General features: G+C 28.9%; 20 protein-coding genes and 1 riboswitch. Of the genes, 14 read left to right on the top strand and 6 right to left on the bottom strand.

The features are described 5' to 3' along the window. Nucleotides 1-28 precede the first annotated feature (28 nt). From VJI95_RS03915 to VJI95_RS03885, 7 genes are all read left to right on the top strand, one after another. Nucleotides 29-643: a CPBP family intramembrane glutamic endopeptidase gene (locus VJI95_RS03915; RefSeq protein ID WP_324010328.1), complete on the top strand. Its 615-nt coding sequence runs from the start codon at nt 29-31 to the stop codon at nt 641-643. A gap of 24 nt (nt 644-667) precedes the next feature. Then, nucleotides 668-1,558 carry a CPBP family intramembrane glutamic endopeptidase gene (locus tag VJI95_RS03910; protein ID WP_324010327.1) on the top strand — a complete coding sequence of 297 codons (891 nt, stop codon included), beginning with the start codon at nt 668-670 and terminating at the stop codon, nt 1,556-1,558. 112 nt (nt 1,559-1,670) lie between these two features. After that, nucleotides 1,671-2,021, top strand: a complete 351-nt coding sequence (locus tag VJI95_RS03905) for a GntR family transcriptional regulator (protein WP_323988263.1) — start codon at nt 1,671-1,673, stop codon at nt 2,019-2,021. A 1-nt stretch (nt 2,022) separates the two neighbouring features. Beyond that, entirely contained in the window at nt 2,023-3,378 is a 1,356-nt protein-coding gene (locus tag VJI95_RS03900) for a PH domain-containing protein (protein WP_324010326.1), read from the top strand. Nucleotides 3,379-3,387: 9 nt separating this feature from the next. Further along, nucleotides 3,388-3,585, top strand: a complete 198-nt coding sequence (locus tag VJI95_RS03895; protein WP_009448946.1) for a PLD nuclease N-terminal domain-containing protein — start codon at nt 3,388-3,390, stop codon at nt 3,583-3,585. Then, nucleotides 3,585-4,499 carry an ABC transporter ATP-binding protein gene (locus VJI95_RS03890; protein WP_324010325.1) on the top strand — a complete coding sequence of 305 codons (915 nt, stop codon included), beginning with the start codon at nt 3,585-3,587 and terminating at the stop codon, nt 4,497-4,499. The genes VJI95_RS03895 and VJI95_RS03890 overlap by 1 nt, the downstream gene beginning before the upstream one ends. Beyond that, nucleotides 4,496-5,263, top strand: coding sequence for a hypothetical protein (locus VJI95_RS03885; protein ID WP_324010324.1), 768 nt, complete (start codon nt 4,496-4,498; stop codon nt 5,261-5,263). Before VJI95_RS03890 ends, VJI95_RS03885 begins: the two co-directional genes overlap by 4 nt. Nucleotides 5,264-5,305: 42 nt before the next feature. Here VJI95_RS03885 and VJI95_RS03880 read toward each other — a convergent pair whose 3' ends face one another. After that, entirely contained in the window at nt 5,306-5,782 is a 477-nt protein-coding gene (locus VJI95_RS03880) for a glutathione peroxidase (RefSeq protein ID WP_324010323.1), read from the bottom strand. Between the two features lie 525 nt (nt 5,783-6,307). Here VJI95_RS03880 and ileS point away from each other — a divergent pair. After that, nucleotides 6,308-9,403: an isoleucine--tRNA ligase gene (ileS, locus tag VJI95_RS03875; protein ID WP_324010322.1), complete on the top strand. Its 3,096-nt coding sequence runs from the start codon at nt 6,308-6,310 to the stop codon at nt 9,401-9,403. 100 nt (nt 9,404-9,503) lie between these two features. Here ileS and VJI95_RS03870 read toward each other — a convergent pair whose 3' ends face one another. Together VJI95_RS03870 and VJI95_RS03865 are read right to left on the bottom strand one after the other, a co-directional pair. Beyond that, nucleotides 9,504-10,715 carry an arginine deiminase gene (locus VJI95_RS03870; protein ID WP_324010321.1) on the bottom strand — a complete coding sequence of 404 codons (1,212 nt, stop codon included), beginning with the start codon at nt 10,713-10,715 and terminating at the stop codon, nt 9,504-9,506. A gap of 597 nt (nt 10,716-11,312) precedes the next feature. Further along, nucleotides 11,313-11,843 (bottom strand): folate family ECF transporter S component, encoded by a 531-nt coding sequence (locus VJI95_RS03865; protein WP_269720606.1) that lies wholly within the window; start codon nt 11,841-11,843, stop codon nt 11,313-11,315. A 25-nt stretch (nt 11,844-11,868) separates the two neighbouring features. Further along, nucleotides 11,869-11,960, bottom strand: a riboswitch (THF riboswitch). A gap of 194 nt (nt 11,961-12,154) precedes the next feature. Here VJI95_RS03865 and secA point away from each other — a divergent pair. From secA to VJI95_RS03845, 4 genes are all read left to right on the top strand, one after another. Continuing rightward, complete coding sequence (gene secA / locus VJI95_RS03860; RefSeq protein WP_324010320.1) at nt 12,155-14,875, top strand: preprotein translocase subunit SecA; 2,721 nt, start codon at nt 12,155-12,157, stop codon at nt 14,873-14,875. A gap of 59 nt (nt 14,876-14,934) precedes the next feature. Beyond that, on the top strand, nt 14,935-16,299 hold the full coding sequence (rlmD, locus tag VJI95_RS03855; protein WP_324010319.1) for a 23S rRNA (uracil(1939)-C(5))-methyltransferase RlmD: 1,365 nt from the start codon (nt 14,935-14,937) through the stop codon (nt 16,297-16,299). A 574-nt stretch (nt 16,300-16,873) separates the two neighbouring features. Further along, on the top strand, nt 16,874-17,080 hold the full coding sequence (locus VJI95_RS03850; RefSeq protein WP_324010318.1) for a type II toxin-antitoxin system Phd/YefM family antitoxin: 207 nt from the start codon (nt 16,874-16,876) through the stop codon (nt 17,078-17,080). Between the two features lie 97 nt (nt 17,081-17,177). Next, nucleotides 17,178-18,089, top strand: a complete 912-nt coding sequence (locus VJI95_RS03845; protein ID WP_324010317.1) for a DNA-methyltransferase — start codon at nt 17,178-17,180, stop codon at nt 18,087-18,089. A gap of 28 nt (nt 18,090-18,117) precedes the next feature. On the opposite strand, the gene VJI95_RS03840 is transcribed toward VJI95_RS03845, so the two are convergent. From VJI95_RS03840 to VJI95_RS03830, 3 genes are all read right to left on the bottom strand, one after another. Then, a complete protein-coding gene (locus VJI95_RS03840; protein ID WP_324010316.1) occupies nt 18,118-19,092 on the bottom strand; it encodes a MamI family restriction endonuclease in 975 nt (324 codons plus the stop codon). A 27-nt stretch (nt 19,093-19,119) separates the two neighbouring features. Next, nucleotides 19,120-20,019: an AAA family ATPase gene (locus tag VJI95_RS03835; protein WP_324010315.1), complete on the bottom strand. Its 900-nt coding sequence runs from the start codon at nt 20,017-20,019 to the stop codon at nt 19,120-19,122. Between the two features lie 306 nt (nt 20,020-20,325). After that, nucleotides 20,326-20,556, bottom strand: coding sequence for a helix-turn-helix domain-containing protein (locus VJI95_RS03830; protein WP_324010314.1), 231 nt, complete (start codon nt 20,554-20,556; stop codon nt 20,326-20,328). Between the two features lie 251 nt (nt 20,557-20,807). On the opposite strand from VJI95_RS03830, the gene VJI95_RS03825 reads away from it, so the two are divergent. Next, nucleotides 20,808-21,923: a hypothetical protein gene (locus VJI95_RS03825; RefSeq protein ID WP_324010313.1), complete on the top strand. Its 1,116-nt coding sequence runs from the start codon at nt 20,808-20,810 to the stop codon at nt 21,921-21,923. A gap of 37 nt (nt 21,924-21,960) precedes the next feature. Beyond that, the gene (locus tag VJI95_RS03820; protein ID WP_324010312.1) at nt 21,961-22,143 is read left to right on the top strand and encodes a hypothetical protein; all 183 of its coding nucleotides are present in this window, start codon (nt 21,961-21,963) and stop codon (nt 22,141-22,143) included. The last annotated feature ends 148 nt before the right edge of the window (nt 22,144-22,291 follow it).

The raw sequence follows: 22,291 nt of genomic DNA, 5'->3' as shown, positions 1-22,291 counted from the left end.
TAAGAATAAATAGAAGGGAGATTTAGTTATGGATTTACTAATAAAAAAATTGACTAACAGTATTATTCAAATTATAATATTTTCATTAATACCGTTTTTGTGGTGGTTAATCACTTCAAGAAAAAAGATAAATTTCTTTGAATGGATTGGATTTAAAAAAGTAAATAATGTAAAAGAAAATAAACTTTTTACTTGGGTTTTTTCAGTATTAGTTTTATTTTTTATTCTCTCTGTTTTTGTCTTATACTCACTTAATAATGTGAGAGTTGCATATTCTGATTTTACAGGATTAGGAATTAAGGCTTTGCCTTCAATATTAATTTATGCAGTATTTAATACTTCTTTTCCTGAAGAAATACTATTTAGAGGTTTTCTTTTAAAAAGAATTGGAAATAAATTTGGATTTACAGTAGGAAATCTAATCCAAGCACTATTATTTGGTTGTATTCACGGAATTATGTTTTTCTCTGCTGTTGGAATTTTAAAAAGCATTGTAATAACTTTGTTTACAGGAATGATTGGTTGGATAATTGGTTACATAAATGAAAAAAAAGCAAATGGATCAATACTTACAGGTTGGGGAATTCATGCATTTGCCAATACTTTTTCAGGAATATGTTATGCTTTTCAATTGATAGCATAATTTTAAGGAGGACTTACTTTAATTATGGAAAATATACAGGATAAAAAATGGTGTGATAATGTCTTATGGATTTGTATAATAAGTTATGCAATTCTATTCATATGTGAAATAATAGGGGCATTACTTACATCTAGATTAGTTAAGGTATTGTTTACTTCTGGATTAATTAGAAGTAGTGCATATATCTATACATTTCTTATGTATATTCAACCAATTCATGTATGGATTGGAGTTTTTCTTGTACTATTCGTTTTTAAAAATAATCATTATATCATAGATAAAATAACAACTAAGACTAAAGGAAATAACATAGCATATCTATTTTTAGGGCTATTGATAGGATTTATATTAAATGGATTTTGTGCTTTAATTGCTATGATAAATGGAGATTTTATTTTACGATTTAGTCAATTTGAAACATTTCCTTTTATTGGTTTGCTATTTGCTGTTTTTGTTCAATCCTCGGCTGAAGAACTATTATGCAGAGGATTTATGTATCAAAGATTAATGAAATCTACTAATAGTCCTGCTTTTGTTATCATATTTAATTCACTATTCTTTGCGGTTTTGCATTTGTTCAATAGTGGAATGTCTATTTTGCCATTTTACTGTATATTTATTGTTGGAGTTTTCTTTTCAATGCTCGTATATTACTTTGACAGTTTGTGGATGGCAATGGGATTACATGCAATGTGGAATTTTACTCAAAGTATATTATTTGGACTACCAAATAGTGGAACAAATGTTCCGTATTCCATTTTCAAAATAGGTGGCTCAGTAAAAGGAAGTTTCGCTTATGATCCAATATTTGGACTAGAGGGAACAATTTTATCTTGTGTTTTGATGACTATTTGTTGCTTGGTATTATATCTTTGGAAATCAAAGAAAAATAAAGAAGAAACAGTTTTAAATTAACAATTAATAAAGTTTAGCAATTAAGGTTAAAAAAATTTCTTAAAAGCTAAACTTTTTTGTTGACTTTTTGTATTAGCTGTATTATAATATATAATACAAGGAGATGAGAGAAATGTTTTTTATTGATACTTTGTCTGAAGTTCCTATTTACACTCAGATTTGTAATGGAATTATTAAAGAAATTGCAGAGGGAAATTTAAAAAATGGAGATGAATTACCATCTGTTAGACAGCTTGCAAAAGATTTTGGAATAAATCCTATGACTGTAAATAAGGCTTATGGAATTTTAAAAAGTGAAAATATTATAGAGATTGACAGACGTGTAGGTTCAATTGTATATGTTAGGTGCACGGAAAAAAATATTGAAAACATAAAAGAGAATTTACAAAATTTAATTAATGAGGTTAAGATGAGAAAGCTTGGAAAAGAGTTCTTGCTTCAGCTTATAGAAAGGAGTTTTTAGTATGATTTACGATTTTATTTTGATTGGATGTCTATGGATGATTTTTGCTATAAGTTATTTTTCTCAAAAGAAAGGATTTTCTTATAATAATGGGAAAATTTTACTTACTACAATTCCTATAAATGAGGTATATAGTCAGGAAGTTCAAGAGATTAGAAAAAATGGTTTAAAGAGTTTTAAATTACTTCATTTAGTGTTTTTTATAATTTCATTTTTACCACTACTTACTAAAACTGATATAGAAATTTTGCTTTATATTGGAACAATATTTGCTTATGTAATTTCTCTTGGAGTTTTAGCAAATAAATATATAAAACAAATGAGAAAACTAAAAAAGGAAAAGAACTTTGCAAGTTTTACGAGAAAATATGTGGATTTTACAGTTTCAAAAGAAATAGATAAACAGAAACTTCCAATTTTTTTATGGTTAATTCCTTTGGTGGTTTTTATCGGTGGTTTTTCTATTTTTGGAACTTTTTCCGATATGGAGCTTATTTTGTTTATATGCTTGTCAACAACTTTAATAGCAATGATATTTATGGGACTTTTCTGGAGAAGGTCTAAAATATCAGTTATAAGCGAAAATAAAGAAAAAAATTTATATATAAATAAAATGAAAATTATAAAACTTCAAAATAAAATTTTTACTTTGGTAAATTTTTATTCTGTTTTATTTTTAGTTTTGATATATTTACAAAAAATGGATAAATATTCTTTCCTTCCATTTGTGGGATATATTATTTCTATTACATTTTTTGTAGTTTACATTATATATACTATTAATAAAATTGATATGGAAATAAGTAGTAATATTGAAGATGATAAATTCATTGAGGATCAAGACGAATACTATGATATTTTTGGATATAAAAATCCAAATGACCCAAGACTTTTAGTGCCTGATCCTATGAATACAGGTAATACCGTTATTAATCGTGGAAACAAAAAAGGAAAAATTTTGTTTGCCTTCTCAAATATACTTGTAGCATTTGTTATTATAATTGCATTGGCATTAAGTTTTGAAAAAGATTGGAAAGTTGAAATTTCAGATACTGTTAAAATTTCAACAATGCTTTATAAAGAAAATATAAAACAAAGCGATATTGAAAAGGTAGAATTGCTTGATAAATTTCCTAATAAAAGAGCTATTAGGATGAATGGTGGAGCTACTAAAGAAAAGGCATATGGTAATTTCTCTTTAGAGGGAGAAGGAAATGTTAGGCTTTATGTTTTCAACAAAACAGATAAGGTCATAAAGATAAGCAGAAAAAATGAAAAAACAGTTTATATTAATATGAGAACTAATGAAGAAACTGAACAACTTTTTGAAAAGTTGAAGAATTTTGTGGATAAATAGGAGGAAATTATGGACTTTTTAAGAGAACATTTTTTAATTTTATTGCCAATTATTATTATAAATATAACATTATTAGTAGTTGCACTAAGACATTGTTTAAAACATCAAAATTATAGATGTGGAAATAGATTGATATGGATTTGTGTGATAATTCTTATTCAAACTATTGGACCTATTTCATATTTTGTATTTGGAAGTGAAGAATAATGAATATTTTAACTGTAAATAGTTTAAGAAAAACTTTTAATGGAAATGATGTTATCAAAGATTTGACTTTTAGTATCAAAGAAAAACAGATTTTTGGATTTCTAGGGAAAAATGGTGCTGGAAAAACAACCACTATGAAAATCATTTTAGGCTTTTTAAAGGCTGATTGTGGAGAAATTTTAGTTTTTGATGAAAAAGTTCATTTTGGAAATACGAAAACAAATAGATTTATTGGATATTTGCCTGATGTTCCGGAATTCTATGATTATATGACTTCAAAAGAATACCTTAATTTATGTGGAGAAATTACGGGATTATCAAAATCAGAAATTAAAGAAAGAACAGAAGAAATGTTACATTTAGTCGGACTCAAAGATGAAAATAAGAGAATAGGAAAATTTTCTAGAGGAATGAAACAACGTCTTGGAATTGCTCAGGCTTTGTTTAATAGACCTAAATTACTAATCTGCGATGAGCCGACTTCAGCTTTAGATCCAATCGGTAGAAAAGAAATTTTGGATATACTATTAAAGATTAAGGAGCATACAACAGTCTTATTCTCAACTCATATCCTACAAGATGTTGAAAGAGTTTGTGATGAGTTTTTGATATTGAATGATGGGGTTAATTGTTTAAATGGAAATATATCCGACATCAAAAATATGGGATTAAAAGATAGAATTTCAGTAGAATTTTTTAATATTGAAGATAGGGATTTATTTTTAAATAAATTTGAAACTAATAATATTAAAGTTGAATTAAATGATTGCTCTGCAATATTTTCTTCTTTTGAAAATTTGAAATATATCGAGAATAGAATATTTAAAACTGTTTTGGATAATGATTTGCTTATTGGTAGCTATAATATAATTAAGCCTTCATTAGAAGATTTATTTATAGAGGTGATAAAATGAAAGTATTTATAGCATTGTTAAAGAAAGAATATCTTGAAAGTATTAGGAATAAAAAATTATTTATAATGTTTTTTATATTTCTATTTCTTGGAATTCTAGGTCCTGTTACAGCGAAAATTTCTCCTGAAATTTTAAAATCATTTTTGGGAGAAGAACTAGCTAAAGGACTTCAAGAGCCTACTTTTATAGATTCATGGGCACAGTTTTTTAAAAATGTAACTCAATTGGGTTTTATATTTATAGCTATAATTTTCAGTAACTATATAGTAAATGAGTTTTCTAAAAAAACATTAGTAAATTTAGTTGCAAAGGGATTACCTAGATTTCAAATTGTAATTTCTAAAATATTTTTTGCATCGATACTTTGGACAGTCTCTTTCATTATTTACTGTTTAATCTTTAATTTATATACAAATTATATATTTAAAGAAAATGTTGAGATATTACTTGCAATAAAAGCATCAATTCCAATTTTGATATTTGGAATATTTTTACTAACATTAGAATGTTTTGCAGGTTTTGTGTTTAGAAATACTATAGGTGCTTTATCAACTTTAGTTATAACTATTGCTTTACAATTTTTAATTGGAATGTATGATAAAATAGCTAAGTTTTTGCCAATGTTTCTATTATCAGACAATATTAATGTCATTAAAGAAATTCTGTCATTTGCGGATTATAGATATTCGATTTTAACTACAATATTACTTACAATTTTGATGATTTTTACATCAATATTTGTACTAAATAGAAAAGAAATTTAAAAATGCATTGTCATTCGACAATGCATTTTTGCTTTCTTTAAATTATTTTAAAAGTTCTGATATATGTTTTTCAATATCTTTAGGCTCTGTTGTTGGAGCAAATCTTGAAACGACATTTCCATTTTTATCTACAAGAAATTTTGTAAAATTCCATTTTATTTTATTTCCCAAGAGACCGGATTTTTTTGCCTTTAAAAACTTATATAATGGATGAGTATTTTGCCCATTTACTTCTATTTTCTCAAACATAGGAAAAGTTACACCGTAGTTTAAACTACAAAAAGTTTTTATTTCTTCATTAGTTCCAGAATCTTGATTTTTAAATTGATTACAAGGAAATCCCAAAACTACAAAATCTTTATTTTTATAGTCATCATACAACTTTTGTAACCCTTCAAATTGTGGAGTGAAACCACAACTACTGGCTGTATTTACTATAAGTAAAACTTTGTTTTTAAATTGTTGCATGGAAACTTCATTTCCATCAATGTCATTTACTTTAAAATCATAAATATTCATTTTCTACCTCCGAAATTTTGTATAAGATATATTTATTTTAATACCCTTAAAATAATAATAATAACAAACATTTAACAGTCTAAATTTTAAAGGATACATTTTATTTAGTAATTTATTATTAATCATATTAATAATTTTATGATTTTAAGTTTAAAAATATCGAAAAATAATCTGCTTTTATGAAATGTTTAAAATTAAATGACATAGAAATTTATTTTGATTTTTTAGTATATAAATTGAATAAAATATTTGACTTTTTTATGCTTTTATAGTACAATAATACTCGTATTTTATAGTAAACGATGAAGAGGACGGAGCTTGTGAATTAAATCAGAGAGATAGTGTCTGGTGCAAACTATTTTATGAAGCAAACTCGTATCAACTTGGAGTTTTTTGGTTAATCTCGTTAAAGATATTGAGTGATTTAAGATTTTTTATCTTAAATAATTTGGGTGGTAACACGGAAAAATTTCGTCCCTAAGATTTTATCTTAGGGCTTTTTTTATAGAAAAAATGGAGGTATATATGGCAAAGTTTAGAGAACTTTCAAAAGAATCCGTTAAGGATAGAGAAATGAAAATATCTGAATATTGGAATGAGATAGATTTGTTGCATGAATCTGTAAATGCAAGAGAGGGACAAAAAAATTATATATTTTTTGATGGTCCTCCAACAGCAAATGGTAAACCCGGTATTCACCATGTTATAAGTCGTACTTTAAAGGATATGACTTGTAGATATAAAACTATGAAAGGTTTTAAAGTAAAGAGAAAAGCAGGTTGGGATACTCATGGACTACCTGTTGAAATTGAAGTTGAAAAGAAATTAGGACTTACAAGTAAAAAAGATATTGAAAATTATGGAGTAGAAAAATTCTGTAAGGAATGTAGAGAATCAGTTTTTGTTTATGAAAGTAAATGGAGAGAAATGTCTGAAAGAATGGCTTTCTTGGCAGATATGAACAATCCTTATATCACTCTTGACAACAATTATATTGAATCTGTTTGGAATCTTTTGGATGAGATTTTCAAAAAAGGTTTAATGTATGAAGGAGCAAAAATTTTACCATATTGTCCACGTTGTGGAACAGGGCTTGCATCTCACGAAGTGGCTCAAGGTTATGAAATGATTAAGACTACAACAGTTTATGCAAAATTTAAGAAGAAAGATGAAGATGCTTATTTTATCGCATGGACAACAACACCTTGGACTCTTCCTTCAAATGTTGCCTTGACTGTTAATCCTAATGTAACTTATGTAAAGGTAAAATATAAAGATGAAGTTTTCTATTTAGCTGAAAATCTAGCCACTAAAGTTTTAGGTGAAGATTATGAAGTTGTTGAAAAATTCTTAGGAAAAGATATGGAATATTGGGAATATGAACAACTTATTCCTGAAATTGAAACAAAACAAAAAGCCTTTTTTGTAACTCTTGCTGATTATGTAACAGTAGAAGACGGTACTGGTATTGTTCATACTGCTCCAGCCTTTGGAGAAGATGACTATCAAACAGGAAGAAGATACAATCTTCCTTTGATTAATCCTGTTAATGAAGAAGGAAAATTCAGCACTACAAGATATGAAGGTAGACCAGTTATGGAATGTGACGCTGATATTATCACATATCTTTTTGAAAATAATAAGGCATTGAAAAAACAAAAGGTTGAACATAATTATCCACATTGTTGGAGATGTCATACACCTTTAATTTACTATTCAAAACCATCTTGGTACATTGAAGTTACTAAATATAAAGATAAATTAATTGAAAATGCAAAGGCTGTAAATTTCTATCCTGACTTCGTTGGTGAAAAGAGATTTGCAAACTGGCTTGAAAACTTAAATGACTGGGCAATCAGCCGTTCAAGATATTGGGGAACTCCTTTCAATGTTTGGAAATGTGATTGCGGTCATTGCACAAGTGTAGGTTCAAGAAAAGAATTGGCTGAAAGAAGTATTGAAGATATTGACGAAAATATTGAATTGCATAGACCATATGTAGATAATGTTCATTTAAAATGTGAAAAATGCGGTGGCACAATGACGAGAGAAAAAGACGTTATCGACGTTTGGTTTGACTCCGGAGCAATGCCTTTCGCACAACATCATTATCCTTTTGAAAATAAAGAAAATTTTGGGGAATTATTCCCTGCAGATTTCATTAGTGAAGGAATTGACCAAACTCGTGGATGGTTCTATTCATTACTTGCAATTTCAACATTAATAACTGGAAAATCTCCATATAAAAATGTTTTGGTAAATGATTTAATTTTGGATAAAGACGGCAAGAAAATGAGTAAATCTCGTGGGAATACAATTGATCCGATTGAATTATTTGACAAATACGGAGCAGATGCGGTGAGATTTTATTCACTTTATGTTTCACCACCTTGGGTTCCAACTAGATTTGACGTTGAAGGACTTAGAGAAATTGAAAGTAAATTCTTCAGATCTTTCAAGAATACTTACAATTTCTTCCAACTTTATTCAGGAACTGATGACATAGATCCAAGAGAGTTCTTTGTAGAATATAATAAGAGACCTGAAATAGATAGATGGATATTATCACGTTATAACAACCTTTTAAAGATGTATAATGAAAATATGGATAAATTTGAAGTTACAAAGGTTGTTCGTGCAATTTCTGATTTTGTAATAGAAGATTTATCAAATTGGTATATCAGAAGAAATAGAAGAAGATTTTGGAATACAGAAGTAGATGATGATAAAAAAGCTGTTTACAATACAACTTATGAAATTTTACTTGGAGTTTCAAAGATTATTGCACCTATTACGCCTTTTGTTGCAGAAGAAATGTATCGTAATTTAACTGACAAGAAGAGTGTTCATTTAGATTTCATTCCTGAATGTGATGAAAGTCTAATTGATGAAGCATTGGAAGAAAAAATGGATATCGTTAGAAATCTTGTAACAATCGGTCGTGCAAGTCGTGAAAAAGTTAAGATTAAAGTTAGACAACCTCTTTCTGAAATAGTTGTTGATTTTGCTTTAAAAGAAAAAATCGGTGACTTGGAAGAATTGATTAAGGAAGAACTTAATGTTAAAAATGTTGTATTCGAAAAAGATTTATCAGCTTTTATGAACTATATGTTAAAACCGGATTTCAAAGTTTGTGGAAAAATTTTAGGAGCTAAAATTAAAGAATTTGGAAAATTCTTAAATGAAATAAATCCAAAAGAATTTTTAGAAAAACTTGAAAAAGGTTCTGTTTTTGTAAACTTAAATGGGGAAGATACTGAAATATTAAAAGAATATGTTGATGTAAAAGTTAGTGCAAAAGAAGGATTTGACGTTACTATGGAAAATAATCTTTTTGTAATTTTAGATACGACTTTAACTGACGAATTACTTGACGAAGGCTTTGCAAGAGAAGTAATTTCAAAGATACAACAAATGAGAAAATCTGCTGATTTTGACGTTCTTGATGAAATAAGAATAAAATGTGCATGTTCTGAAAGATTGAAAAAAGCAGTTGAAAACTACAAAGAATTTATAATGAAAGAAACTTTAGGTGTTGAATTGACTTTTGTTGACAATTTGAATACAGAGGAAGTTGACTTCAACGGAGAAGTTGGAAAATTATTTGTAGAAAGAGTATAATAAATAAAAAGTAAAAAAATCAACGGACTTATCCGTTGATTTTTTGTCTAAAATAGGCAAAAAAAAGCACAGAATTTCTGTGCTTTAATCAAAATTTTTATTATAAGTTTTCTCTAAATAGAGGCATACTCATACATCTTGGGCCCCCACGTCCTCTTGATAATTCACCTGAATCAATCTTACGAAGTTTTACTCCTTTTTCTTCAAGTAATTGATTTGTTATAGTATTTCTATCATAAACGATAGCTTCTCTAGGTGCGATAGCTAAAGTGTTATATCCGTCAGACCATTGTTCTCTATGAGTATCTAAAAGTCCGCCTTTTCCTTCACGGATAAAGTCGATTTTATCAACATGTAGATATTTTTTCAATACAACTTCAATGTCAGTTGATTCAGCTTCAACTTTTACTTTTCCATCAACAAGTTTTAGTGAATAAATTTCTAATGTCTTTTCAATTTCAGGATGAAGAGTGAATAAATCTCTATCAACTGAAGTTAAAACAGTATCAAGATGCATAAAAGCTCTGTTGTTTGGAATTACCATAGCAAGTACAGTTTTTACCCCGTTTTTATCTTCAAGAAGTCTTTTTGCAATAGTTTCGATTGCTATAGCTGTTGAACGTTGAGAAATACCGATAGCAACAACATCTTCGGATAAAACTAAAATATCTCCACCTTCAATAGAAGGAATATCTGTTCTATCATACCATTTTTTAATACCTTTAAATTCTTTATGATGTTCAAATATATACTTTCCAAAAAGAGTTTCTCTTCTTCTAGTAACTGACCACATTGTATGAAGACTTACACCGTCTTTAATGAATGAAAAAGGATCTCTTGTAAAGTATAAATTAGGAAGTGGTTTTGAAATAAAGAAATCATGCTTTGAAACAAGTTCACTTAAAGTTGAAGGTTCTTTTAAATCTACTTCATTCTTTCTAACACCTTCCATCATTTTTAAAACTAACTCTTTGTTGTCTTTGATAGAAAATAAATACTCTTTTAATAATCTTTTTTCGTTTTCTACATGCACATCTGCATTATCAAGGAATTCTTCAATAAAAGCAGTTCTTATACCGTCATCATAAAGACTTTCAGCACACAAATCTTCAAGATAGAACACTTCACATCCATTTTGTCTAAAAATGTTTGCAAACATATCATGTTCTTTTTGTGCATTATCCAAAAACGGAATTTCATCAAAAAGAAGTTCATCAAGTAAATAAGGTGTCAAGTTTAAAAGTTCTTTATGAGGTCTGTGAAGTAAAACTGATTTTAATTTTCCAATTTCAGAATTTACATTAATTTTCATAGCTCCCTCCTTAAACTTACTAGCTATATTATAACAAATAAAATATTTAAAGACAATACATTTTTATAGATATATTGACAAACATAGAACAAAGTTTTACATTTTTTGCATTGTATTTTTAATAAGTTTTAATAACAAATCAAATATATTATTATTATTATTCAAATTAATGTAATTTTTTCTCGTGAAAACCATTAGCAAAAGTAAATGTATCAAAGATACATAAAAAATATTTTAGGATTTCTTTCAGAAATACTATTGCTTATAAACAAGCAATAGTTGAGATTTCTCGGCTACGCTCGAAATGACGGATAAGGGAGTGACTTAGTTTAATAGCTTACCGTTAATAGTAAAACAGCTTTCGATTTATAAAAAATTATAACGAACAAAAACTCACGTTAAAATAGTTAGCAAAGTAATGCCCCTAATATGTCATCTCGACCGGAGTTGAGCATAGCGAAACGAAGCGGAGAGATCTCATACTTTTGCTTTAGCAAAAGTAAAATGTGTTATAGACACATTAATTACTCATAAAAAAACTGACTACCATTGCAGTCAGCTGTTAATTCGTGTTTATGATTTTTCTTTATAAAATTTTTACCTGTAAGTTTTTTTTATTCTTGTAGTTAAAACTAAAATTGCAACAAATGTAATTCCCATTTGAATTAAATTTGGCAATGTCCTTGAAACGACATAGTACCAAAATCCTTTACCTCTTGTAATGGATAGCCAAAAGCTGTCTAAAAATATTGTAACAGCAAAAGAAAGAAGAGATATAAGCGCAACTTTTAAAATTAAAGAAAATTTGCTTTCTTTCTCAATATTTTTTCCGATTATAAGCCCCGGAAAAAATCCTATTACCATATTTGTAAGCATATATCCCGGAAAATACATTCCCGGAGAACCCAAAGTCATAAAATAAATTAATGGATCAGAAGCACCACCAATTATTGTTCCAAGCGTAGGTCCTAATAGTATACCTGAGAAAATCATCGGTATAAATCTAAGTGTAATTCTTCCGCTTCTAGGTGGAAACAAATATATATTTTGATATGACAAAATAACTGTTATAGCTATCATAAGACCTGCAATAGCTAATTGTGTAGTTGTAAACCTATTTTTTTTCATTTTTCTCCTTTCAAAAATCAATGCCAACAGTGGATGCGAAAACTAACCACGAGAAATCTCTTCGTTTACAAGCAACATCCCATCTTGTAACACTTAATGCAAGTTTCCTACTCTGCCTAAAAAAATAGGCTACTATTGGGTATCACACGAATACAGAGTTATTTTATAAGATTTTTATAACAAAGTCAAGATTTTACTTTAAAACATAAAATATATTTTTAGTTAATTTTTTTATGAAAATTTGTAAATTATGAGTATTTATGGTAAAATATTATGCGTGAGAAAATATATATTTTAGATAGAGGTGAGTTATGGGATTTTTTAATGATATTTTTAATTCTTCTGCAAAAAGAGTTAAAAAGATAAATCCAATTGTAGACAAAATAATGTCTTACGAAGAAAAATATTCAAAATTAACAGATGATGAACTTAGAAATAATACAGAAATATTTAAAACTAGATTAACAAATGGAGAAACTTTAGACGATATTTTACCTGAAGCTTTTGCAACAGTTAGAGAAGCAGCTTATAGAGTTTTAGGTATGAAACATTATAGAGTACAGTTAATTGGTGGGGTTGTTCTTCACGAAGGAAGAATTGCCGAAATGAAAACAGGTGAAGGAAAAACTTTAGTTGCAACTTTGCCTTCATATTTAAATGCTCTTACAGGTAAGGGTGTTCACATAGTAACAGTGAATGATTACCTTGCAAAGAGAGATAAAGAGTGGATGGGTAAAATTCACGAGTTTTTAGGGTTAAAAGTTGGTTGTATTTTACATGGACTTTCAAATGATGAAAGACGTGAAAACTATAATTGTGATATAACTTACGGAACTAACTCAGAATTTGGTTTCGACTATCTTAGAGATAATATGGTTGTTTATAAAGAAGAACTCGTTCAAAGAGGACTTAATTATGCAATCGTCGACGAAGTTGACTCTATTTTAATCGATGAAGCTAGAACTCCACTTATTATTTCAGGCGAAGGAGATCAATCAACTGATTTATATGCACTTGCCGATAAATTTGTAAAAAGTTTAAAGGGAAGAATTGCAGATCCAAGTGAAGAAAATGAAGATTTTTACAACAGAGAACTTAGAGAAGAAACTGTTGATTTTGTAGTTAATGAAAAACATAAAACTGCTAACTTAACTGAAATTGGGACTGAAAAGGCAGAAGACTTTTTTGGACTTGTAAATCTTTCAGATCCGGTTAACATGGAAGTGGCGCATCATATAAATCAAGCATTAAAAGCGAATAATACAATGCAAAGAGATGTTGACTATGTTGTAAGTGAAGACGGAGAAATTCTAATCGTAGATGAATTTACTGGACGTATTATGGAAGGTAGAAGATACAGTGAAGGACTTCACCAAGCTATTGAAGCTAAAGAAGGTGTTGAAATCAAGTCTGAATCTAGAACTCTTGCTACAATCACATACCAAAATTACTTCAGAATGTATGAAAAACTTGCCGGTATGACAGGAACTGCAAAGACTGAAGAAGATGAATTTAATGAAATTTACCACATGGACGTTATTGAAATTCCAACAAACAAACCGGTTATAAGAATAGATCATCATGATAGAGTTTATTTAACTGAAGAAGCTAAATTTAAAGCAATTGTTGAAGAAATAGAAAGAATTCATGAAACGGGACAACCTGTGCTTGTTGGTACAATTTCAATTGAAATTTCTGAATTACTAAGCGCAATGCTTAAGAAAAAAAGAATAGAACATGATGTATTGAATGCTAAATTCCATGCAAGAGAAGCTGAAATAGTTGCCCAAGCCGGGGTTTATGGTAAAGTTACAATTGCAACAAACATGGCAGGCCGTGGTACCGATATTCTTTTAGGTGGTAATCCTGACTTTATGGCTAAACATGAAATGAAGAAAAATGGAACACCACAATATGTTTTAGATAATTTAGATGCTTTCTGGGAAACTGATGATGAAGAAATTTTAAAAGCTAGAGAAGAATTTAAAAAATTGTATGAAAAATATAAAGCTCAAACCGATGAAAATGCTAAAAAAGTAATTGAAGCTGGTGGACTTTTCATTGTAGGTACTGAAAGACATGAATCAAGACGTATCGACAATCAGTTAAGAGGACGTGCCGGTCGTCAAGGAGATCCTGGTGAATCAAGATTTTTCGTTTCACTTTCAGATAATTTGATGCGTTTATTCGGTGGAGAAGCTATACAAAAATTTGCTATGAATAGAAATTATGATCCGGATGAAGTGTTGGAATTCAAATCAGTTACAAGAGGAATTGAAAGATCTCAAGAAAGAGTTGAAGCAAACAACTTTGGTATCAGAAAAAATGTATTGAAATACGATGACGTTATGAATGTTCAAAGAAATGTAATTTATAAAGAAAGACGTGCAGTTCTTGATGGAGAAGATATGAAAGATACCATTCAAGAAATGTTGATTGAATTCATAGATTCAACTGTTGAACAATATTCTAACGGAAAAAATATTGAATTAAATGATTTGAAAATGGCAATCGAAAATGCATACTTACCACATAATCTTTTAAATTTTGAAGAAATGAAAGGATTGAGTAAAGAAGAATTAAAAACTTACATTACTGATGTTTCTCAAAGATTCTATGCTGAAAAAGAAGAACAAATCGGCGAAGAACAAATGAGAGAAATCGAAAGAGTAATTATGCTTATGGTTGTCGATAGAAAATGGATGGATCATATAGATGCTATGGATCAATTAAGACAAGGTATCGGCATAAGATCTTATGGACAACAAGACCCTGTAAGAGCATACGGAGCAGAAGGCTTTGAAATGTTTAACGAAATGAATGAATCAATCAAAGTAGACGTTCTAAAAGGATTATTCAATATCCAACCTGCAGGAGCTGAAATCGAAAGAGAAAGAGCTGCAGTAGAAGTTTCTACAAATGTTCAAGATGAGCAAACTACTTATGTTAAAGGAAAAGAAGTTGGAAGAAATGACCCATGTCCTTGCGGAAGTGGTAAAAAATATAAAAAATGTTGTGGAAGAAATAAATAGATAAGTTAGAGGAAAGAGTGAAGTTATTTCGCTCTTTTCTGCTAATAGAAAGGAAATATATGTCAAGAAGAAAGAAAAAATATTTAGAGGGAATAATTGAAAAAGTTAATTTTCCAAATATGTCTGAATTTACTTTTGAAGATAAAAAAGTAAATTTTAAAGGTGGAATTGAAGGACAAAAAGTTTCTGTAGTTGTTGGAAGAAAAAGAGAAAAACATATGGAAGCAAAACTTTTGGAAATTTTAGAAAAAAGTCCACTTGAAACTAATCCAACTTGCCCGAACTATTTAGAATGTGGTGGTTGTAGTTATCAAAGTGTTTCCCATGAATATGAATTGAAATTAAAACAAAGACAGATTAAGGAACTTTTTGAAGATGTATATTCAGAAGAACCCGAAATTTTTGAAAGTCCATTAAAAAGTGCATATAGAAATAAAATGGAATATACTTTTGCAGATATGTATAAAGACAGTCCAATAATGCTTGGAATGCATAAGAAAAATAGATTTTACGAAGTTGTAGATACAATAGAGTGTAATTTAGTACATAGAGATTTTGAAATAATAAGAAATGCAATTATCAACTTTGTAAGAGAAAAAAATCTTCCATTTGTAAAAAAGAGAACTCACGAAGGACTTTTAAGACATTTAATCATTCGTTATGCATTGACAACTGGAGAAATAATGGTAAATATCGTAACGACAACGCAAAGTGAGTTTGATAAAAAGAGTTTTGTAGATATGCTTTTAGGTTTGAAACTAGAAGGAAATATAAAATCTATTGTGCATACTGAAAACGACTCACTTGCAGATGCAGTTGTTCCGGAAAAAATAAATATAATTTTTGGAAAAGAATACATAACTGAAAAAATATTTGACTTGGAATTTAAAGTAACACCATTTTCGTTTTTCCAACCAAATGTATTTGGAGCAATAAATCTATACTCAAAAGCAATTGAACTTTGTGGAGACATAGAAAACAAAGTAGTCTTTGACCTATACTCAGGAACTGGAACAATAGGACAAATTGTAGCAAGAAAAGCAAAAGCAGTCTATGGAATTGAAATTGTAGAAGAAGCAGTCGAAAGCGCGAACAAGTCTGCAAAAGAAAACGGACTAACAAATTGCACCTTCATAGCTGGAGATGTGCTAGAAGAAATTGAAAACAGAAAAGAAATGGTAGATGTAATCATCGTAGATCCACCAAGAGACGGAATAAACCAAAAAGCATTGGAAAAAATAATCTCCTGTGGTGCAAAAACAATGGTTTACATTTCCTGCAATCCAAAAACACAAAAAAGAGACGTTCAAATTCTACTTGAAAATGGATATGAACTAAAAACATTAAAAATCTTTAATCAATTCTCAAGAACAGTACATTGTGAGACGGTAGTTTTGATGTCAAAAGTTGCACCCAGTGCTTAAATAAGGTGTAGAAAACAAAGGCTTATTCTAAGGCTATCGTTAAAAGGTATTGGTAGCTTGGAGTAAGCCTTGTTATTTGAGAGAAAATAAGGTTGAGTGGGAACATATCCATAGTCAAGAGTTGACACTAGGGAATGGATAACAAGAAAATATGCACCCACTTGCACCCACATTGATATGAGGATTTTATGTATAAGGAAATATACTGTATCATATGGAAGAGATATGATTTTATCCAAAAGGATACAATTCTTTACACCTGGCAAACCTCAAATCACTTTAAATTACGCACTTTAAGATACATTAACCATACTGTATAGCGAGAGTAAATCATCATTCATATTTCCAGTTTTGAACACCTATGCTAAGGTTGTCTTTTTTTATTTAAGGGGTTTTTTTGAGGTGTGGGTGTCAACTTGAACACTATGTATTAGAAATTTTTGAACCGAATTATTGTGGCTAGGAGAAAAGAACAGTGAAATAGAGATGAATGATTTAATTACAAAAGTAATTACAATTCAAGTGCTAAATATATTTCTTTATGGTATAATAGATACTATGAAAGGAGCATTATATGAAAGATAAAGATAGCAAAGCAACAATGGACTTTTATAATATGTCTGACTTTTTAAGAGGGCAATCATCAAAAATCATTACTAAGTTATCTGAGAATGATGAAGCTGCTTTTATATTAAAAAATGGGAAACCAAAAGCTGTAGTAATTTCAAAAGAAAGATATGACAGATTACTACAGGCTGGAATAGATATTTTGGAGTATTAGTTTAAAAACCATATGATAATAAGTATTTTAATATTTCTGTACATGTTTTGATGATGGTTTTATCTATAAATTTTATGTAAAAAAAGGAGTATGAATTGTGGATTTAAACACTATATATAATATTGATTGCATCAATGGCTTAAAAGAATATTTTGATGATGAAAGTGTAGATTTAGTAATTGCAGATCCGCCGTATTTTAAAGTGATAGGGGAAAAATGGGACTATGCCTGGAGAACAGAGGAGGATTATCTAGAATGGTCAAAAGAGTGGATTGTAGAGGCTTCAAGAGTATTAAGAAAAGGAGGGAGTTTTTATGTGTTTGGATATTTCAGGATGCTTAGTAGATTACTTCCAATTTTTGAAGATGCTGGATTTGAATTGAGACAACAGATAATTTTGGATAAAGGAATACAGGCTGTTTCAGGGCGAGCTACAAAAAAATATAAAATATTTCCTAATGTTACGGAAAGTATTTTGTTTTTATATAAAGACCCAAAACCATTTGTGAAAAATTTTTTTAAAAAAAGACAGATAGAATTAGGTTATACAGCTAAGTATATTAACGAGAGACTTGGAGTAAAATCAAATGGAGGAGGTATGTGGAGCATTTATACAGGGAAAAATGTTTGCAAGCAACTTCCTACAGAGGAATTATGGAAGAAATTACAAGAAATCTTAGAATTCGATATTCCATATGAAAAAATAAGCCAAACCTTTAATCCACAGATGGGGATTACCGATGTTTGGAATGATATTAATTTTTATGGTGAAAAAAATAGATTTCATCCAACGCAAAAACCTGCTGAGTTGATAAAAAGGTTAATATTTGCAAGTAGTAATGAAGGGGATTTGGTACTAGATCCTTTTATGGGAAGTGGTACTACTGCCTTTGTGAGTAAAAAATATGGTAGGAACTATATTGGATTCGAAATAGATACAGAGTATTATAAAAAGTCACTTGAGAGACTTAATCCTTCAAAAGAACAAATTAGCTTTGAATTAAAATAAACAATACGGAGGGATACCTCCGTATTGTTTATTTTAATTCTTTATAATGGGTTGCTAATTTTAGGGGAATCTGTGCCTTTTGATTGATTAATGATGGTAAATATATAGCATCAGCGAGCGCATTACATAACTCTAAGTTTGATATAGATTTCGCTACTCTTATGTTTTCAATATCATTTAAGACCTGAAACTTATTTTTGTTAGATGTATTTGCACCAGGATTAAAATACAATAAAACATTTTTTGCTGCGTCTAGTGTAATTGTTTGAGCCTTGGAATATTCCTGTAATGGTTTTAATTTATCAATATAGCTATTATTGAATGTTGGAAAAATTTTTGTTTCGATATTACCATCATCTTTAATTATAGCTTTATATATCAAATTGGGGTTTGTTAAAGCAAATTTAAGTTGATGCGGCCACATATTAAATGGAGCTTTTGATTTAGATCTTGCTCTGATATTTAAATAATAGTCCATCAAGCAATATCCAAATCCTTTAACAGTCGGATCTACTTCCCAAATATATGCTAATATATTATGATTTTGTTGGTTATTAATTTCTTCAAATTCAAAAAGAACAAAATAGTATCTATATGGATCAAGTATTTCACAGAATTCTTGCTCATGCTGGATTCCAATTAACCATTTTGAGTCATCTTTTCTAAGAATATTTGAGGAATTACAATTGGAGCATCTATCTTCAAGACTAGATACAACTGCACCACAGTCACCACATGAACCAAGTTGATCAACACGATAACATGTTTTTATCTCGCCATAATGGCCGTTACCCATTACAAGATCATATCCTCTTGCACCAGATTTTCCTCCAGGGAAACCAGTGACAACGCTTACTAAATGTTGTCCTATATAACCCATTCTAGCTTGTGGCGTTTGAAATGTTATTTTAGACCAGTTGTTGACTCTGTTGCGTAGATCAATATATAAATCCCTGATAAGTTGTTCAGATGCTTCTAGAGTACCCAGTGTATAATTGTTCATAATGTTTATTCTCCTTTACTATGTTGTTTAAAATATTCTATTCATTATCATATCAAAGTGTTGTCCTTGCCCCATATGACGGAAAATACTTTCAAAGATTCTACGACAGCTATCAGTGTCTACGCTGACGTGAATGAAATTCAATCCGTCTGATATACGGTCATTACTAGTGCAAAGATACTGTAGTAACGATGCTGCCATATGTAAATCAGAGCAATCTTCAGTACCATCAGGTAACTTCTTAATGAAATCATCTCTATGTTGTTTTAATATGATATCTTTGATATTCATTCCGCTATAACCACATAATTGTAAGAAGTAGCAATCTAAAATTTGTCTGATTACATTTACCAGAGTATTTGGATAAGAAACTTCTTTATATGTGTCCCATAGAGCTGCATAAGAATTCTGTATAGGATTTCTATTTTCCATTAGAGAAGGGATTTCTCTATTCTTTTGCGTGCAAAGAATGACATTGGAATTATTGTCATACTTTACAATTTCAAAGAATGACACAAATCTATAATACTGAGCCTGGTTATAGGTTACTTCTTGGTGGAAGAAAGCATTATGGGTTAGTATAAATATCTGCTTTATATGATCCTTTGAATGCTCTTTGGTAGTGTAGTCTGGATTACAAATCACAATCATATCACGAACAAGTGCGCCAACAACAAATAGAGTAGAGCTATCCATACTGGATACTGGATCGTCAATGACAACAATTTTATCCTTAACAACAGCATCTGCTTCAGGACTACCAAGAACTAATTGATGGAAGTAGAGAAAGGCTATAAAATTTCTCTCTCCTTCGCTTAAATTTTCTGCTACAAGTCCAGTATTAGTCCTGATTACTTCGTAGACATTAGGTGCGTTCTCTTTTTTTCGAAAATGAAATCCTTGAAATTTTTCTATGAAAACTTTCAATTTCTGCTAAACGTTCTTGATTTATTTCCGGGAAAAACTTCAAAAGTTATTCATAGTCATTTTGGTATTATGATTTACTAAAATTTTTATCCGGTTCAGCGTTTTTTAGTTGAGAACTGATGATGGCTTTTTGCCTTTTATAGTGTGATAAATTAAGCCTTAATTCAGCAATTTCTTAAGCCTTCAACGAATAAATTTTGAGTAATATGTCAGAGTTCTCATTTACAAGTTCTCCTTTTTAAATTGATTATTTTTAGTTTGTTTTATTTTTTACAAAAATTATATTTATAGATATAACTTTTTGTACTAATTAATTTTTTCTGCTAAAAAGAATAATTCAGAAACAGTAACGTTTAATCCTTTAGCGATTTTTTCAATATTTTTAAGTGATATGTTTCTTTTTCCTGCTTCAACAGATGAAAAGTAAGTTCTATCCATTTCTATACTCATAGCAAATTTTTCTTGACTTATACTTTTCGCCTTCCGTAATCTTTTTATTGCATATCCTAATTGTTCTTGTAAGTTAATAATTATCACCTCATCATTATATTACTAATATTATGTAAATAAAACAACGGATTATAAGTAACATTTTGTAATATATTTTAATAATATTAATTTATTTTATGATATTATTGAAAAAGAGATTATAATATGTAATAATATAAAAAAGCCAATATATTAAATGATTTACTATAAAATATTTGAATAAATTTAACAATATAGATATTTTATTAAATTTTTAGTAAAAGTAGTTATTATTTTGATTTTAAATAAAGGTATTAAAAATGTTAGAAGAAATTAAATCATACTGGTATAAATTAAAAACAGAATATGAAAAAAGATACAATAAACCATTTTTAAAAGATTTTGAAACTTCAAAGGAATATCTTGAAAGAATGAAAAGTTATCTTTTAGAAAAGCAAGAAGAATCTCCGTCAGATGTTGATGTAGTTTGTACTCTTGCTTCTGTTGAGATGGAACTTAGAGATGAGAAATTTGATTATATAGAATTTCTATTGAACTTTTTAAATGAATTTAAAAAATCTTTAAGTGATAATGATAAAGCTAGAATTTTTACTAATCTTGCTTTTTGGGAGGATTTTTCTAAGGACAGTTTAATGTATTTGAACAAAGCTAAAGACTTAAATTCACCTTTTGTAGAAACTTATACGGGTCTTGGTCTTTATTATTTTAGCGAGTATGAATATTCTAAAGATGAAAAGAATTTATTAGTTAGTTGTAATTACTTTAAGATTGCAAGAGAAATGGAAGAAAGTTATTTAACTTCTTTCAATTTTGCTGTATCTTTATTTGAGCTTAAGGAATATGAAAAAGCAAAGGAAATATTCTTATCCTTACTTGAAATTTATCCTAATAGAATGCGTCTGTTACTATGTTTAGCTTATTGTGAAGTGTATCTTGAAAATAAGTATGAAGCAATGTCTTATGTAGAGAAAGTAAAACCTGGACAAGATTATAATTACAATTTAAATACAGATGATATTTCAGAAGATCAGATTATTGATGTCTATTATGCTCTTGAAGAGTATGACATATTTTTAAATCTTTGTGGAGATTGTGTTGAGTACTATTATATTGCAGAGTGGGAAGAATATTTTTATGTTCTTTGGTTAAAAAATCAAAAGGAAAGATTTTTTAGTCTTGAAGAAAAGAATCGAAAGTATTTTGAAGAATCCATAAGTGAAGCTATTTCTGATGAAGATTATGAGAGTGAAAAAGAGAAACAAGAAACTATTGTGAGTTGGGAAGAGGATAAAAGAAACTTTGAAGAAATGATTTCTAAAATAAAGAGTGGAGCTTCAAGACCTGAGATAAAATTAAAGCTATATCCTGAGTATTCTTGTTTTATGGTTGATTGTGTTAGACATAAATTTATTTAACAAATTTTGGTTTGTAAGGATAGAAAAGAGGAGATTAATGGAGAAATTAATTAATTTTTTGAAAGAAAAAATAACAACTAAAAAAGCTACAGAGCTTATTGAAAAAGGTAGTACATTCTGTAGAGAATTACTTAAAAATCTTGAATCTAAAGGTATATTAGAATGGCATGGAACTTCTGTAAATGATTGTCGTACAGAGTATTACACTCTTAACTTTTAAAAGAGAGTTGAGTAAAAACACATAAGAGTTTAAAAAGTGGAATAACGTTCACTTTAAATTGGTTATATATTGTGAGTTTTTGGGGATAGTCATTATATATTAAATCATTGGGAGTAATATGATGGAATTTTTGATTTTTCTACTTTAG

Source organism: Parvimonas sp. C2 (assembly GCF_035282405.1).
Taxonomy (GTDB): Bacteria; Bacillota; Clostridia; order Tissierellales; family Peptoniphilaceae; genus Parvimonas.
This window is presented reverse-complemented; position numbering and strand designations above follow the sequence as displayed.

Excerpts from the sequence above, each read along its gene's own strand:
- VJI95_RS03915 (WP_324010328.1), top strand. The coding sequence starts at position 29 with ATGGATTTACTAATAAAAAAATTGACTAACAGTATTATTCAAATTATA.
- VJI95_RS03910 (WP_324010327.1), top strand. The coding sequence starts at position 668 with ATGGAAAATATACAGGATAAAAAATGGTGTGATAATGTCTTATGGATT.
- VJI95_RS03905 (WP_323988263.1), top strand. The coding sequence starts at position 1,671 with ATGTTTTTTATTGATACTTTGTCTGAAGTTCCTATTTACACTCAGATT.
- VJI95_RS03900 (WP_324010326.1), top strand. The coding sequence starts at position 2,023 with ATGATTTACGATTTTATTTTGATTGGATGTCTATGGATGATTTTTGCT.
- VJI95_RS03895 (WP_009448946.1), top strand. The coding sequence starts at position 3,388 with ATGGACTTTTTAAGAGAACATTTTTTAATTTTATTGCCAATTATTATT.
- VJI95_RS03890 (WP_324010325.1), top strand. The coding sequence starts at position 3,585 with ATGAATATTTTAACTGTAAATAGTTTAAGAAAAACTTTTAATGGAAAT.
- VJI95_RS03885 (WP_324010324.1), top strand. The coding sequence starts at position 4,496 with ATGAAAGTATTTATAGCATTGTTAAAGAAAGAATATCTTGAAAGTATT.
- VJI95_RS03880 (WP_324010323.1), bottom strand. The coding sequence starts at position 5,782 with ATGAATATTTATGATTTTAAAGTAAATGACATTGATGGAAATGAAGTT.
- ileS (WP_324010322.1), top strand. The coding sequence starts at position 6,308 with ATGGCAAAGTTTAGAGAACTTTCAAAAGAATCCGTTAAGGATAGAGAA.
- VJI95_RS03870 (WP_324010321.1), bottom strand. The coding sequence starts at position 10,715 with ATGAAAATTAATGTAAATTCTGAAATTGGAAAATTAAAATCAGTTTTA.
- VJI95_RS03865 (WP_269720606.1), bottom strand. The coding sequence starts at position 11,843 with ATGAAAAAAAATAGGTTTACAACTACACAATTAGCTATTGCAGGTCTT.
- secA (WP_324010320.1), top strand. The coding sequence starts at position 12,155 with ATGGGATTTTTTAATGATATTTTTAATTCTTCTGCAAAAAGAGTTAAA.
- rlmD (WP_324010319.1), top strand. The coding sequence starts at position 14,935 with ATGTCAAGAAGAAAGAAAAAATATTTAGAGGGAATAATTGAAAAAGTT.
- VJI95_RS03850 (WP_324010318.1), top strand. The coding sequence starts at position 16,874 with ATGAAAGATAAAGATAGCAAAGCAACAATGGACTTTTATAATATGTCT.
- VJI95_RS03840 (WP_324010316.1), bottom strand. The coding sequence starts at position 19,092 with ATGAACAATTATACACTGGGTACTCTAGAAGCATCTGAACAACTTATC.
- VJI95_RS03825 (WP_324010313.1), top strand. The coding sequence starts at position 20,808 with ATGTTAGAAGAAATTAAATCATACTGGTATAAATTAAAAACAGAATAT.
- VJI95_RS03820 (WP_324010312.1), top strand. The coding sequence starts at position 21,961 with ATGGAGAAATTAATTAATTTTTTGAAAGAAAAAATAACAACTAAAAAA.